This is a genomic window from Enterobacter sp. KBR-315C3_2022, assembly GCF_041399425.1.
GTDB lineage: Bacteria > Pseudomonadota > Gammaproteobacteria > Enterobacterales > Enterobacteriaceae > Enterobacter.
In genome coordinates this window covers 266,308-282,113 of sequence record NZ_JBGKEB010000002.1, presented here as the reverse complement: position 1 = coordinate 282,113, position 15,806 = coordinate 266,308, and the positions used below count along the sequence as shown (strand labels likewise).

At 59.4% G+C, this 15,806-nt stretch carries 10 protein-coding genes; 4 read left to right on the top strand and 6 right to left on the bottom strand.

From position 1 onward, the window contains the following. Nucleotides 1-21 precede the first annotated feature (21 nt). A complete protein-coding gene (gene rcsC / locus AB8804_RS04100; protein WP_371183341.1) occupies nt 22-2,868 on the bottom strand; it encodes a two-component system sensor histidine kinase RcsC in 2,847 nt (948 codons plus the stop codon). 134 nt (nt 2,869-3,002) lie between these two features. Further along, a complete protein-coding gene (gyrA, locus tag AB8804_RS04095) occupies nt 3,003-5,639 on the bottom strand; it encodes a DNA topoisomerase (ATP-hydrolyzing) subunit A (RefSeq protein ID WP_371183339.1) in 2,637 nt (878 codons plus the stop codon). A 146-nt stretch (nt 5,640-5,785) separates the two neighbouring features. Here gyrA and ubiG point away from each other — a divergent pair, with 146 nt between their 5' ends. The 4 genes from ubiG to yfaE all read left to right on the top strand — a co-directional run bounded on the left by ubiG (nt 5,786) and on the right by yfaE (nt 10,660). Beyond that, complete coding sequence (ubiG, locus tag AB8804_RS04090; protein WP_371183336.1) at nt 5,786-6,514, top strand: bifunctional 2-polyprenyl-6-hydroxyphenol methylase/3-demethylubiquinol 3-O-methyltransferase UbiG; 729 nt, start codon at nt 5,786-5,788, stop codon at nt 6,512-6,514. A gap of 347 nt (nt 6,515-6,861) precedes the next feature. Continuing rightward, nucleotides 6,862-9,147: a class 1a ribonucleoside-diphosphate reductase subunit alpha gene (nrdA, locus tag AB8804_RS04085; protein WP_371183334.1), complete on the top strand. Its 2,286-nt coding sequence runs from the start codon at nt 6,862-6,864 to the stop codon at nt 9,145-9,147. 128 nt (nt 9,148-9,275) lie between these two features. Next, on the top strand, nt 9,276-10,406 hold the full coding sequence (gene nrdB, locus AB8804_RS04080) for a class Ia ribonucleoside-diphosphate reductase subunit beta (protein WP_371183332.1): 1,131 nt from the start codon (nt 9,276-9,278) through the stop codon (nt 10,404-10,406). Continuing rightward, nucleotides 10,406-10,660 (top strand): class I ribonucleotide reductase maintenance protein YfaE, encoded by a 255-nt coding sequence (gene yfaE / locus AB8804_RS04075; protein WP_371183330.1) that lies wholly within the window; start codon nt 10,406-10,408, stop codon nt 10,658-10,660. The genes nrdB and yfaE overlap by 1 nt, the downstream gene beginning before the upstream one ends. Nucleotides 10,661-10,671: 11 nt before the next feature. Here yfaE and AB8804_RS04070 read toward each other — a convergent pair whose 3' ends face one another. From AB8804_RS04070 to glpT, 4 genes are all read right to left on the bottom strand, one after another. Then, nucleotides 10,672-11,601 carry a LysR family transcriptional regulator gene (locus tag AB8804_RS04070; RefSeq protein WP_371183328.1) on the bottom strand — a complete coding sequence of 310 codons (930 nt, stop codon included), beginning with the start codon at nt 11,599-11,601 and terminating at the stop codon, nt 10,672-10,674. Nucleotides 11,602-11,630: 29 nt separating this feature from the next. Continuing rightward, nucleotides 11,631-13,184, bottom strand: coding sequence for a GMC family oxidoreductase (locus AB8804_RS04065; RefSeq protein ID WP_371183326.1), 1,554 nt, complete (start codon nt 13,182-13,184; stop codon nt 11,631-11,633). Nucleotides 13,185-13,350: 166 nt separating this feature from the next. After that, nucleotides 13,351-14,412, bottom strand: a complete 1,062-nt coding sequence (gene glpQ / locus AB8804_RS04060) for a glycerophosphodiester phosphodiesterase (protein WP_371183503.1) — start codon at nt 14,410-14,412, stop codon at nt 13,351-13,353. 11 nt (nt 14,413-14,423) lie between these two features. Continuing rightward, nucleotides 14,424-15,776 (bottom strand): glycerol-3-phosphate transporter, encoded by a 1,353-nt coding sequence (gene glpT, locus AB8804_RS04055; RefSeq protein ID WP_371183324.1) that lies wholly within the window; start codon nt 15,774-15,776, stop codon nt 14,424-14,426. Nucleotides 15,777-15,806 lie beyond the last annotated feature (30 nt).

The following is a 15,806-nucleotide window of genomic DNA, read 5'->3' as shown; positions in this document are numbered from 1 at the left end:
AAAGGCCCTTCCGGGCCTTTTTTATATCCGCGTTTTCCTCACGCGATCCGCGTAGACAGACAATGTTTGCTTCAGCACGTCCAGCGTAACCGGTTTAGACAGGCAGCTGTCCATGCCCGATTCAATACACCGCTGCTTTTCTTCCGCCAGCGCGTTTGCCGTTACCCCAACAACCGGAAGCGTCAGGCCCAGCTGGCGAATGCGCTGCGTCAGGCGGTAGCCGTCCATATTTGGCATGTTGACGTCGCTCAGGACGATATCAATGTGGTTCTTGCTCAGCACGTTAAGAGCGTCTACGCCGTCATTCGCCGTCTTGCACTGGTAGCCCAGCGAGCCAAGCTGATCCGCCAGCAGCCGACGGTTAATCGGATGGTCATCCACCACCAGGATCATCATGTCGTCGTTAACCGAAGCCAGCGATTCCGGAGAAGGCAGCGCCGCCGCGCCCTCGCCTTCGTCAAGCGCCACGCTGTAAATGCGTGCCAGCAGCCCCAGCAGCTCGTGCGGGTTGGCCACGCTGTGAACCCATTCACCCGGTGAACGCTCAACGGGGATCCCAATGTGGCGGCGGCAGAAACGCACCACGCCCCGTCCGGCCCACGCCTGCTCCAGCTCCGCGTCGGTGATAAGCATATCGTCAACGTCCGGGGTCTGACCTTCATAGCGCGATACGCGAAGGCCGCTTTGGCCGAGCAGAGACGTCAGGAAATCAAACAGGGACGCATTGTTCACCGCCAGCCAGCAGCGTTTATCGCTCAGCCCTTCCACCGTTGCTTTCGCCGGATACTGCGCCGAGTATAGCGGAATGCGGATGGTGAACTGGCTGCCCATGCCGGGCTCCGTGTCCACGCAGATATCGCCGTCCATCATGCTGATGAGCTTTTCACAAATCGCCAGGCCCAGGCCGGTGCCCTGGAAGTTGCGCTGCACGCCGGTGCCGACCTGGAAGAACGGATCGAACAGGCGAACGACCTCTTTCGCCGGTATCCCTACGCCCGTATCCCGCACGCGAATGCTCAGGTAATCCCCGGCGCGGCAAACGTGCAGAACGATACAGCCGGTGTCGGTAAATTTAATCGCGTTGCTGAGCAGGTTTGAAATGACCTGCTGCAGTCGCATCGGATCGCCGTGCAGCGTGAGCGGCACGTCCGGCTCGATAAAGCAGTAAAGCCCAAGCTGCTTGCGCACCACCAGCGGCAGATAGTTGGCGCTGATGTGGTTCATCACTTCGCGCGGCGCGAACTCGCGCGGCTCAATTTTCAGCTGTTCCGACTCAATCTTCGAGAAATCAAGAATATCGCTGATGATTTTCAGCAGCAGGCTGGACGAGTTGTTCATCGCCGTCACCAGGCGATCGACCCCTTTCGGCAGCTCTTTGGTCTGCAGCAGATCGAGGTTACCGATAATCCCGTACAGCGGGGTGCGCAGCTCGTGGCTGACGGTGGCCAGGAACATGGATTTCGACTGGCTGGCCTGCTCCGCCGCCTGCGCCATCTCCTGCAGCGACTCTTCCATCTTCACGCGCGCCGACACGTCCACCAGCACGCAAATCGCCACGTTCTCGTTGCGATAGCGCGAGTGGACAAAGCTAATTTGCAGGTTGGTGTGGGTGCTGGTCAGCACGTCAACGAAGTTAACCTGCTGCCCGCAGATAATCTGCGTCAGCCGCTGCCTGTCCTCATGCGTCAGCATATTCAGATAGTTATGCGCCAGCTCGTTGCTGAGGATGTTGGTGCCGTCCTGGGTGCGCAGGATGCAGATCCCCACCGGCGCGGAGGCGACGATTTTACGGTTAAACTGCTCGTGCTCTTCCAGCCGCTGGGCGTCGCTTTCGGCTGGAATAAAAATCCGGCGCTCGTACATGCGCGCCAGCATAAACAGCGCAACGCCCACCAGCACGTTCAGCAAGATGGCGTTGAGGATAAGAATGCGGATCCGCTCCAGCACCATGTCCACCGGCACCGAATAGACAATGCTGAGCGAGGACGGCGGCAGGCTTTTTTTCAGCACCAGCTCGTGGAAACCCGACGTGTAGCCAAACCACGAGCGCTCCTGCATCCAGCGCGGATCAACCTTCAGGCGGTTATCCGGCCCGGCCAGTGAAATCAGCGGGTGGCCGTTTTCATCCAGCACGGTCACGCCCATCGGCAGGCTTCCCGGCGTGAAGAAATTCTCCATGCGCAGCGTTTGCTCAACCCCCAGCAGCGCCTGCAGACGGTTGCCAAGATAGACCGGCGTCAGCGCGTAGAAGTAGCCCACGCCCATGCGCGGCCCCTGGCTTATCCAGAACAGATTATTGCCGCGCTCGTCCTGCGGGGCATTGCGGTATTTCAGAATGCGCTCGTGCAGGCTTTTCAGCGCGTCGTCGCGCTCGACGGGCATATCGCGCAGGCCGAAATCGGCCATGCAGAGGTTTTCGCTGCCGATGAGGAATACGCGGTTGAGATCGTAAGCCGCAGAAAAGTTGTCTCGCCAGTAGCGCATAAACCAGGCGAGCGATTCCAGCGAACCGCGCCAGGCGCTGCCCATCGCAGAGCAATCGGAGTCCGGGAACAGCGGCTCGAAGTCCGGCACGTCGGTTTTATCGTTACGACCGCGCAGGGCAAGTACGCCGTTTTCCGCGCTCAGGCGGTTTTCGGCAATGTACTTGAGCTCTTTCATGACGTCAGACGTGCGCTGAATGTAGCGCTGGGCCTGATCGGAGCTGAGATTAAACTCCTGGCGGATCTCCGATTCTTTCTGGTGCAGCGCATTAACGATGTAAAACACCGAGAAGAGCGCAACCAGCAGCCAAAGCAGCAGCGCCAGCGCCCGAAACAGATAGCGAGAAACTTTTAGCGTGGTACGAAAGGAGACGAGGTATTTCAAAGGGGCGAGGCTCCGCCGTCGGGGTCAAAAGAATGTGGTTAAGGTAGCGGTAAACGCGGCTTGCCGCAACGTTCACTTGTCTGCTTCTGAAAATGAAAAGGGCCGGAAACCGGCCCTTTTGACGTCAGGAGACGTTACTCGTCAGCGTCATCCGCGACGTCATCGTCGGTGTCCGCTTCCGGCGCGATTTCATCATCACCTTCCGCGACGCTGCCGTCGATAGAGTCGAGCTCTTCGTCATCAACCGGCTCGGCAACGCGCTGCAGGCCCACCACGTTTTCATCTTCCGCAGTACGGATGAGGATAACGCCCTGGGTGTTACGACCCACCACGCTGATCTCGGACACGCGGGTACGCACCAGCGTACCGGCATCGGTGATCATCATGATCTGGTCGGCATCGTCTACCTGCACCGCGCCAACAACGGAACCGTTGCGCTCGGTCACTTTGATAGAGATAACGCCCTGCGTGCCGCGCGACTTGGTCGGGTATTCGCTTTCCGCCGTACGTTTGCCGTAGCCGTTCTGCGTCACGGTCAGGATTGCACCTTCGCCGCGCGGAACGATCAGGGAAACCACAACGTCTTCACCCGCCAGCTTGATGCCGCGAACGCCGGTCGCCGTACGACCCATTGCGCGCACCGCGTTCTCTTTAAAGCGCACCACTTTACCGGCGGCAGAGAACAGCATCACTTCGTCAGAACCGGAGGTCAGATCCACGCCGATCAGCTCGTCGCCTTCGTTCAGGTTGACGGCAATGATACCGGCAGAACGTGGGCGGCTGAACTCGGTCAGCGCGGTTTTCTTCACGGTACCGCTGGCGGTCGCCATAAAGACGTTCACGCCCTCTTCGTACTCGCGCACCGGCAGGATGGCGGTGATACGTTCATTCGCTTCCAGCGGCAGCAGGTTAACGATTGGACGACCACGCGCGCCGCGGCTTGCTTCCGGCAGCTGATAGACCTTCATCCAGTAGAGACGACCGCGGCTTGAGAAGCAGAGGATCGTGTCGTGGGTGTTGGCCACCAGCAGGCGGTCGATAAAGTCTTCTTCTTTAATACGCGCGGCAGATTTGCCTTTACCGCCACGACGCTGTGCTTCGTAGTCGGTGAGCGGCTGATACTTCACATAGCCCTGGTGAGACAGGGTGACCACCACGTCTTCGCGGTTGATCAGATCTTCGATGTTGATATCAGAGCTGTTCGCGGTGATTTCGGTGCGACGCTCGTCGCCGAACTGATCGCGGACCAGCTCCAGCTCTTCGCGGATCACTTCCATCAGGCGATCGGCGCTGCCCAGAATGTGCAGCAGTTCAGCAATCTGTTCCAGCAGCTCTTTGTACTCGTCGAGCAGTTTTTCGTGCTCAAGGCCGGTCAGCTTCTGCAGACGCAGATCCAGAATCGCCTGGGCCTGCTGTTCAGTCAGGTAGTACTGACCGTCGCGCACGCCAAATTCAGGGTCCAGCCACTCGGGACGCGCGGCGTCATCGCCCGCACGTTCGAGCATCGCAGCAACGTTGCCCAGCGCCCACGGTTGAGCAACCAGGCCGGCTTTTGCTTCTGCCGGGGTCGGCGCGCGGCGGATCAGCTCGATAATCGGGTCGATGTTCGCCAGCGCAACGGCCAGTGCTTCAAGGATATGCGCACGATCGCGCGCTTTGCGCAGCTCAAAGATGGTACGACGGGTCACCACTTCGCGGCGGTGGCGCACGAACGCGCTCAGGATCTCTTTCAGGTTCATGATCTTCGGCTGGCCATGGTGCAGCGCAACCATGTTGATGCCGAAGGAGACCTGAAGCTGAGTCTGGGAGTACAGGTTGTTCAGCACAACCTCGCCCACCGCGTCGCGTTTGATTTCAATCACGATGCGCATGCCGTCTTTGTCAGACTCGTCGCGCAGCGCGCTGATGCCTTCAACGCGTTTTTCTTTTACCAGCTCGGCGATTTTTTCAATCAGACGCGCCTTGTTCACCTGATACGGGATCTCGTGAACAATGATGGTTTCGCGGCCGGATTTGGCGTCCGCTTCCACTTCCGCGCGGGCGCGAATGTAAATCTTGCCGCGTCCGGTGCGGTACGCTTCTTCGATACCACGACGACCGTTGATGATCGCCGCCGTTGGGAAGTCCGGGCCCGGGATGTGTTCCATCAGCCCTTCAATGCTGATCTCTTCATCGTCGATATAGGCCAGACAGCCGTTAATCACTTCGGTGATGTTGTGTGGCGGAATATTGGTTGCCATACCGACCGCGATGCCCGACGAACCGTTAACCAGCAGGTTCGGGATCTTGGTTGGCATAACGTCAGGGATGCGTTCGGTGCCGTCGTAGTTATCGACGAAATCAACGGTCTCTTTTTCCAGGTCGGCCATCAGCTCGTGGGCGATTTTCGACATACGGATTTCCGTATAACGCATCGCCGCCGCGGAGTCACCGTCAACAGAACCAAAGTTACCCTGACCATCTACCAGCATGTAACGCAAGGAGAATGGCTGCGCCATACGCACGATGGTGTCGTACACGGCGGTATCACCATGCGGGTGATATTTACCGATGACGTCACCTACGACACGGGCAGATTTTTTATAGGCTTTATTCCAGTCATTGCCCAATACGTTCATGGCGTATAGTACGCGACGGTGTACCGGCTTAAGGCCATCGCGGACGTCCGGCAGCGCACGGCCAACAATGACCGACATCGCATAGTCCAGATAGGAGCTCTTCAGCTCTTCCTCGATGTTAACCGGTGTAATTTCTCTCGCAAGGTCGCTCATCTAACCGCTATCCCTCTACTGTATCCCGGATTCAAAGGTCGCAAATTATAACACAGCCGCGATGAGAGAGGTAAACCAATACCGTTTATTCATGCCAGTCTGCTGATATACTCCTAAGTCATGCTAAATAAGGAGTAAAAGCGCCCATGAATGCCGAAAAATCCCCGGTGGCTCATAACGTTGACCACGAAGAGATTGCCAAATTTGAAGCGGTGGCCTCCCGCTGGTGGGATCTCGAAGGTGAATTTAAGCCCCTGCACCGTATCAACCCGCTGCGTCTGGGCTATATCGCCGAGCGTTCCGGCGGCCTGTTCGGCAAAAAGGTGCTCGACGTCGGCTGCGGCGGCGGCATCCTCGCTGAAAGCATGGCGCGCGAAGGGGCAACCGTTACGGGCCTGGACATGGGCTTTGAACCGCTGCAGGTTGCGCGCCTGCACGCGCTGGAATCCGGTATTCAGGTCGAATACGTGCAGGAAACCGTTGAAGAGCACGCCGCGAAGCACGCGCATCAGTACGACGTAGTGACCTGCATGGAGATGCTTGAGCACGTGCCCGACCCGCAGTCGGTAGTCAACGCCTGCGCAAAGCTGGTCAAGCCCGGCGGCCAGGTCTTCTTCTCGACCATCAACCGCAACGGCAAAGCCTGGCTGATGGCGGTGGTTGGCGCGGAATACGTGCTGCGCATGGTGCCAAAAGGCACGCACGACGTGAAGAAATTCATCAAGCCGGCCGAGCTGCTGGGCTGGGTGGATCAGACGTGGCTCAAAGAGCAGCACATCACCGGCCTGCATTACAATCCGTTAACAGATAAATACAAGCTTGCGCCGGGCGTGGATGTTAACTACATGTTGCATACCACTGCCAAAAAAGACTAACGTCATCGATTATTCTTATAAAGATTGCGCGACATCACGTTGCGCAATTTTCCCCGCCCGTTGAAGAAATCAGCACTCGATCAAATTTTGAATTTTTTTTCTAGATTATTGACATCTCTTCCAGGCCTTACAGCATGAGGACTTAGGCTTTTTTACCCATTCACAACCTCAATTTAACGTCAAAATCAACCCTTGTGCTGAAATGATTCGATACTAGAATACTCACCATATAGCGTTTCTCTTATCGCAAACCCCCTATATGTAGTATTTATCCACAGAGTTAGTCACAAGACCGATCTGTGGATAAGCGGGGGATATTTTTTATTTCACGGACAGGTAAAACCCACATGAATCAGAGTCTGCTGGTGACAAAGCGCGACGGTACCACCGAGCGTATCAATCTGGACAAAATCCATCGAGTTCTCGACTGGGCAGCAGAAGGCCTGAACAACGTTTCGATTTCCCAGGTTGAGCTGCGCTCTCACATCCAGTTCTACGACGGCATTAAAACGTCTGATATTCATGAAACCATCATCAAGGCCGCGGCAGACCTGATCTCTCGCGACGCGCCGGACTATCAGTACCTCGCCGCGCGCCTGGCCATTTTCCACCTGCGTAAAAAAGCCTACGGCCAGTTTGAGCCGCCGAAGCTGTACGATCACGTGGTGAAAATGGTTGAGCTGGGCAAATACGACACGCATCTGCTGGAAGACTATACGGAAGAAGAGTTCGAGCAGATGAACGGGTTTATCGATCACTGGCGCGACATGAACTTCTCCTACGCGGCGGTGAAGCAGCTCGAAGGCAAATACCTGGTCCAGAACCGCGTGACCGGTGAGATCTACGAAAGCGCGCAGTTCCTGTATATTCTGGTCGCCGCCTGCCTGTTCTCCAACTACCCGCGCGATACACGCCTGGAATACGTCAAGCGTTTCTACGATGCGGTGTCGACGTTCAAAATTTCTCTGCCAACGCCAATCATGTCCGGCGTGCGCACCCCAACCCGCCAGTTCAGCTCCTGCGTGCTGATCGAGTGCGGCGACAGCCTGGATTCCATCAACGCCACCTCCAGCGCGATTGTGAAGTACGTCTCCCAGCGTGCCGGTATCGGCATTAACGCGGGCCGCATCCGCGCCCTGGGCAGCCCAATTCGCGGCGGTGAAGCGTTCCACACCGGCTGTATCCCGTTCTACAAGCACTTCCAGACCGCGGTGAAGTCCTGCTCTCAGGGCGGCGTGCGCGGCGGTGCTGCCACTCTGTTCTACCCAATGTGGCACCTGGAAGTAGAAAGCCTGCTGGTGCTGAAAAACAACCGCGGCGTGGAAGGCAACCGCGTGCGTCACATGGACTACGGCGTACAGATCAACAAGCTGATGTACACCCGCCTGCTGAAAGGTGAAGACATCACCCTGTTCAGCCCGTCCGACGTCCCGGGCCTGTACGACGCGTTCTTCGCCGATCAGGACGAGTTCGAGCGTCTGTACACCAAATACGAAAAAGACGACAGCATCCGCAAGCAGCGCGTGAAGGCGGTCGATCTGTTCTCCCTGATGATGCAGGAGCGTGCCTCTACCGGCCGTATCTACATCCAGAACGTTGACCACTGCAACACCCACAGCCCGTTCGACCCGGTGGTTGCGCCGGTGCGCCAGTCCAACCTGTGCCTGGAAATCGCCCTGCCGACCAAACCGCTGGAAGACGTGAACGACGAAAACGGCGAAATCGCGCTGTGTACGCTCTCCGCCTTCAACCTGGGCGCGATCAAGAGCCTGGACGAGCTGGAAGAGCTGGCCGTGCTGGCGGTTCGCGCGCTCGACGCCCTGCTGGACTACCAGGATTACCCAATCCCGGCGGCAAAACGCGGCGCCATGGGCCGTCGCACGTTAGGTATCGGCGTGATCAACTTCGCCTACTGGCTGGCGAAGAACGGCAAACGCTACTCCGACGGCAGCGCCAACAACCTGACGCACCAGACCTTTGAAGCCATTCAGTTTTACCTGATGAAGGCCTCCAACGAGCTGGCGAAAGAGCAAGGCGCGTGCCCGTGGTTCAACGAAACCACCTACGCGAAAGGCATTCTGCCGATCGACACCTACAAGAAAGACCTGGACGGGATCGTCAGCGAGCCGCTGCACCTCGACTGGGAAGGCCTGCGCGAGTCGATTAAAACCCACGGCCTGCGTAACTCCACGCTCTCTGCCCTGATGCCGTCCGAGACCTCCTCGCAGATCTCCAACGCCACCAACGGCATCGAGCCGCCGCGCGGCCACGTCAGCATCAAGGCGTCGAAAGACGGCGTGCTGCGTCAGGTGGTGCCGGATTACGAAACGCTGGGCAACAACTACGAGCTGCTGTGGGAAATGCCGAACAACGACGGCTACCTCCAGCTGGTGGGTATCATGCAGAAGTTTATCGACCAGTCGATCTCTGCCAATACCAACTATGACCCGACGCGCTTCCCGTCCGGCAAGGTGCCGATGCAGCAGCTGCTGAAAGACCTGCTCACCGCCTATAAATTTGGCGTGAAAACCCTGTACTATCACAACACCCGTGACGGTGCAGAAGACGCGCAGGACGACATGGTACCGTCAATTCAGGACGACGGCTGCGAAAGCGGCGCATGTAAGATCTAATAATACGCCCCCTCACCCCGACCCTCTCCCCACAGGGGCGAGGGTGAAAAAATGGCTCCGAACGGTTCCCTCTCCCCTTAGGGGAGAGGGTTAGGGTGAGGGGGAAAATAACACCACAGGACACACTCATGGCATATACCACCTTTTCACAGACGAAAAACGACCAGCTCAAAGAGCCGATGTTCTTCGGCCAGCCGGTCAACGTGGCGCGCTACGATCAGCAAAAATATGACATCTTCGAAAAGCTGATTGAAAAGCAACTCTCCTTCTTCTGGCGTCCGGAAGAAGTGGACGTCTCCCGCGACCGCATTGACTACCAGTCGCTGCCGGATCACGAGAAGCACATCTTCATCAGCAACCTGAAGTACCAGACGCTGCTGGACTCCATTCAGGGCCGCAGCCCGAACGTGGCGCTGCTGCCGCTGATCTCCATTCCAGAGCTGGAAACCTGGGTCGAGACCTGGGCGTTCTCCGAGACGATCCACTCCCGCTCTTACACCCACATCATCCGCAACATCGTCAACGATCCGGCGGTGGTGTTTGACGATATCGTCACCAACGAGCAGATCCAGAAGCGCGCGGAAGGCATCGCGCACTACTACGACGCGCTGATCGAGATGACCAGCTACTGGCACCTGCTGGGCGAAGGCACCCACACCGTGAACGGCAAAACCGTCACCGTGAACCTGCGCGCGCTGAAAAAGCAGCTGTACCTCTGCCTGATGAGCGTTAACGCCCTGGAAGCGATCCGCTTCTACGTCAGCTTCGCCTGCTCCTTCGCCTTTGCCGAGCGCAAGCTGATGGAAGGCAACGCCAAAATCATCCGCCTGATCGCCCGCGACGAAGCCCTGCACCTGACCGGCACCCAGCACATGCTGAACCTGCTGCGCAGCGGCACGGATGACCCGGAGATGGCGGAGATCGCCAAAGAGTGCGAGAAAGAGTGCTACGACCTGTTCGTGCTGGCCGCGCAGCAGGAGAAAGAGTGGGCAGACTATCTGTTCCGCGACGGCTCCATGATCGGCCTGAACAAAGACATTCTGTGCCAGTACGTTGAGTACATTACCAACATCCGCATGCAGGCCGTGGGCCTGGACCTGCCGTTCCAGACGCGCTCTAACCCAATCCCGTGGATCAACACCTGGCTGGTGTCCGATAACGTGCAGGTTGCTCCGCAGGAGGTTGAAGTCAGCTCTTACCTGGTCGGCCAGATTGATTCTGAAGTCAACACCGACGACCTGAGCGACTTCCAGCTCTGATGAGCCGCGTCACGCTTAGCCTTTCCGGCACGCAGGTGCTGTGCCGGGAAGAGCATCCCTCCCTGCTGGTGGCGCTTGAAGCGCACCAGGTAGAAGTTGAATACCAGTGTCGTTCGGGCTATTGCGGCTCCTGCCGCTGCCGTCTGGTCGCAGGCCAGGTGGACTGGCTGACCGAACCGCTGGCCTTTATCAACGACGGTGAAATTTTGCCCTGCTGCTGCCGGGCAAAAGGGGATATTGAGATCGAGATGTAGCGCTGATTGCGTCACGGCGGCAGCAGGCCGCGCAGGCGCAATCGTCTTTCCCACTCCGGCTCCGCGCCAAGATGCTCCCCAATGCAGTTAACCAGCGCCTGAATCATTGGCGAATCCCGCCGCGTCTTGCGGTACAGGGCAACGATATTCCCGCCGTCGGGGCGCCACTCCGGCAGGATCACCTTGAGCTCACCGTTTAAAATCGCCTCCGCGCCTAAAAAAAGCGGCAGCACCATGATGCCCAGCCCGGCCTTGGCGGCCGCCAGCAGGCTGAAGGCGTTGTCGGAGCGCAGGCGGCTGCGCACGCGCCACGGCTGCACGTCGCCGTGATGATTAAGCTGCCAGACCCCGCCGGGCGCGCGGTGGCTGTAGAGCAGCCCCTCGTGTTGCGCCAGCTCTTCCGGGTGCGACGGCGTGCCGCAGCGCTGCAGGTAGGCCGGGCTGGCGGATAAAAAGGTCAGGTTGCGCGCCAGCCGTCGGGCGATCAGGGTAGAGTCCGGCAGCGGGCCAAGGCGGATCGCCACGTCGAAGTCGGGCTGATGCATATTGACGTGGCGATCTTCGGTGACGATATCCAGCGCGATCTGCGGATAGGCAACGGCAAAGTCGGCGAGAATGGGCGAAAGATGCGTGCACATAAAGGTGTGCGAGGTGGTCATCCGCAGCCTGCCGCACACGTCGGCGCGCGCGGGCGTGACCGCCTCTTCCGCCAGGCTCACCGCGTCCAGAATGTGCAGGCACTCGCGGTAAAACAGCAGCCCCTGCTCCGTCAGGCTCACGCTCGACCCGCGCTCCAGCAGGCTTACGCCAAGGCGCTTCTCCAGCCCCTTTACGCGCTGGCTCACCACCGATTTCGTTGTGCCCAGCTTCTGCGACGCGCCGACAAAGCTCAGCGCGTCCACCACCGCAACAAAGGTGCTCATCTCCACGAATTTGTTCATCTGCTTTTCCGTCCGGGCGCGTCCTTTTACTATGGCCCACTGCCGGAGGCGACGAAACGACTGACAATATATTCTGCTGCCATGATCACATCCGGATTGGTCGCCTGGGAGGGAACGTCCGGGAAGATTGACGCATCGGCAACGTACAGCCCCTCAATGCCAAACACCCTGCCCCGCTGGTCCACCACCGCCTGCGGATCGGTCTCCAGCCCCATTGGCGCGGTCGCGGACAGGTGAAGATTGCTCTTGACCGTCTCGTGCTGCTCTTTCACCTTTTGCAGCGTCGTCACCGCCAGCCTGCCGCCCTTCACGCCAGGCACTTCCTCGGTCACCAGCTCGCGCAGCGGCGTCTCCTTGACCAGCGCGCGCGACAGCGCCATCGCCTCCAGCATGCGCGTAACGTCCCGCTCGTCGTCGAGCAGATTCAGATCGATATTTGGCTTCAGCAGCGGGTTCCGGCTGGTAAGCGTCAGCGAACCGCGCGACCAGGGCCGGGAGACGGTATAAAACAGCTGAAAGCCCGCCCCCTGCGGAAACAGCGCCGGGTCAACAAAATGGTTATTGCTGATGTAAATATCCAGCTCTCCGGGCTCTGCGAGGGTGGAGCGGGTCCAGAGCGTGGTGCCGATGGGCGGATGGTCGGCCAGTCCGGGCCGCGTGGCGAGCATAATGCCGTTCACCGGCTGCTCCTGAAGGTTCTGCCCGACCGGCAGATCCTGATGAACAGGAATGTCGAGATCGCGCAAATCGCTCCCCGGCCCGACGCCGGAGCGGAGCAGGATGGCGGGCGTTCCCGCCGCGCCGGCGCAGAGGAAAATCGTCCCGGCGTGCAGCCGCGCGCCGTCGGCCAGCTGCACCCCCTCGGCCCGGCCTTTGCCGAGCAGAATTTTGTCAACGGTGGCCATGCCCGCGATATCCAGATTAGGCCTGGCGCGGACCTGCGCGCTCAGGTAAACCATGCCGGTATTCTGCCTGACGCCCGCCACCACGTTCAGCGGATAGACGGCTACGCCATGCTGATGCGCGCCGTTGACGTCTGCAATTTCCGCAAAGCCGTGCGCGCGGCAGGCGTAATAAAACGCCTGGCTGGCGGGGCTGAGCGACGCCAGCGTCGGCAGCCTGACGGGCACGGGGCCGTTGCGCCCGTGCCAGCCGTCGTCACCGTAGTCGGCGCTCTCCAGCGCCTTAAACCACGGCAACACCTTTTCGAATGACCAGTCCGTCAGGCCGCGCCTGACCCAGCGGTCGAAATCAGACTTCGGCGCCCTCACGAAGGCCCCGGCGTTGATCGCCGATCCTCCGCCCAGCACCTTCGCGCGAAGGTGTTCTGCGGTATGGTCGGTTCCGGTCGACGCGCCCTGCTCCCAGACGTAGTCTCCGCCGCCCACGCTATCGCTTTTCGCCAGCGCGGGCGGGTAGCCGTCCGGCGCAAAAATCGGCCCCGCCTCAAGCAGCAGCACGCGCCTGTCGGGGTTTTCGCTCAGCCGCGCGGCCACCGCCGCGCCGCCTGAACCGCCGCCGACCACAATCACGTCCCAGCGGCGATCGGTGAGATCGCCCCTGTCCGCCATCGTCGTACCCATACCGTTCTCCTCTCTCTCGCTACCGCCAGCACACCGCCGCGCGGGGTATAGAAAAAGAATATGTGAGGCAAACGGCGCTGAACAGAGGGCCTGACGCGAACCGGCGTTCGTAAAAATTAAACAAAAAAAGACCCGCCGAAGCGGGTCCGTCATCGGGCTGAACGCGCTAGCGGGGCGCGTTCAGGAACTGCACCGCCTTGTCCGGGAAGTCGGTAAACAGCCCGTCCACGCCCGCCTGGTGATACAGCACGTCATAAAGCTGATTCACGTCCGTGGCGTAGTCCGGCAGCTGGTCGGCTCGCACCGTATACGGATGCACCTGCATCTTGCTGGCATGCGCCTCTTTGACCATCGCCGTCAGCTTCACGTGGCCCGGCGCAGAGCCTTCCGCCACCAGCATGTGGTAGTCCGGCCCGATGCCGTCGGCGTACTGCGCAATCTGCTTCATCGCACCCGGCTTAAACATCCAGTCGTAGCTGTAGTTCACCCACGTGCCGTCGGGCCGCTTCTCCTGGGTTTCGTTCCAGTCGGTGTAGGCAATCAGCTGCACCAGGTTTAGGTTCATCCCCCGCTTCGGCTCCAGCTCGGTTTTGATGCGCTTAAGCTCGGCGGCGTCGAAGCACTGCAGGTAAACCTTGTCCTTTTTGCTGGTGTAGCCGTACTGCTTCAGCACGTCCAGCGTCTTCGCGGCGATGTCCTTCCCTTCCTGATGGTGGAACCACGGCGCTTTGATTTCCGGGTAGATGCCGATGTTTTTACCGGTAGAGTGGTTCAGCCCCTGCACGAACTCAATCTCCTCCTCGAAGGTATGAATGCGGAAGTCGGATTTGCCCATCGGGAAGCGCCCCGGATAGACCTGCACCTTCTTGCCGTTCTCAATCTCGAAGCCTTCGGTAAACTTCAGCGAGCGGATCTCGTCGAGCGTAAAGTCGATGGCGTAGTAGCGGCCGTCCTTACGGGCGCGGTCCGGGAAGCGCTCGGCCACGTCCGTGACGCGGTCAAGATAGTGGTCGTGCAGGACAACCAAATGGTCGTCCCTGGTCATCACCAGATCCTGCTCCAGATAGTCCGCACCCTGCGCGTAGGCCATCGCTTTTGCGGGAAGCGTGTGCTCCGGCAGATAGCCGCTCGCGCCGCGGTGGGCGATAATGATTTTATCCGCCGCCAGCGCGGAGCCGGTCATCAGCCCCGCCAGCAGCAGGCCGGTCGCCATGTGGGTTAATTTCATCATCCTGCTCCTTATTGACGACGCGCCTGCACGTCGGCGTGGTGGCGTTTTTCACCAATCATGACAACGATCAGCAGCAGTACCGCCAGAACGCTGCCGCCGATCATCACCATAAAGCCGCCGTCCCAGCCGAAGAAGTCAACGGTGTAGCCAACGATGGCGCTCGCCGCGACCGAACCGCCCAGGTAGCCGAACAGGCCGGTAAAGCCCGCCGCCGTCCCTGCCGCTTTTTTCGGCGCCAGCTCCAGCGCGTGCAGGCCGATCAGCATCACCGGGCCGTAAATCAGGAAGCCGATCACGATCATGCAGGCCATGTCTACTGACGGATTGCCCGGCGGGTTAAGCCAGTAAACAACGGTGGCGATGGTCACCAGGGTCATAAAGAACACGCCCGTCGCGCCGCGGTTGCCGCGGAACACCTTGTCCGACATCCAGCCGCAGAGCAGCGTGCCCGGGATCCCAGCGTATTCATACAGGAAATAGGCCCAGGAGGACTTATCCAGCGCGAAGTGCTTCACCTCTTTCAGGTAGGTCGGCGACCAGTCGAGAATGCCGTAGCGCAGCAGGTAAACGAAGACGTTCGCCACCGCGATGTACCACAGCAGCTTGTTCGGCAGGACGTACTTCATGAAGATCTGCTTTGCGGTCAGCTCTTCTTCGTGCTCCTTGCTGTAATCATCCGGATAATCGTTTTTGTACTCTTCAATTGGCGGCAGGCCGCAGGACTGCGGCGTATCGCGCATCAGCGCGAAGGCAATAATCGCCACCAGGATCGCCCCAAACGCAGGCATATACAGCGCGGCCTTCCAGTCGTTGAACCAGGCCATACCGAGCAGGAACAGCAGAGGCGGAATACCGCCGCCAACGTTATGCGCGCAGTTCCACACCGACACGATGCCGCCGCGCTCCTTCTGCGACCACCAGTGCACCATGGTGCGCCCGCACGGCGGCCATCCCATCCCCTGGAACCAGCCGCAGAGGAACAGCAGCACGAACATAATCGCGATGCTGGAGGTGGCCCACGGCACAAAGCCCATGAACAGCATCACCGCCGCCGCAAGAATCAGGCCAGCGGGCAGGAACACGCGCGGATTCGAGCGATCCGACACCGAGCCCATGATGAACTTAGAGAAGCCGTAGGCGATAGAGATCCCCGACAGCGCAAACCCGAGGTCACCGCGCGAGAAGCCCTGCTCCACCAGATACGGCATGGCGAGGGCAAAGTTTTTACGCACCAGGTAGTACGCCGCATAGCCGAAGAAGATCCCCAGGAAGATTTGCCAGCGCAGGCGGCGGTAGAGCGGATCGATCTCCGCCTCTGGCAGGCGCGCCCGATGCGGCGCAGGTTTAAAAATACTCAGCATGACAGCCTCCGTGGCCAGGTGTTGAATTTT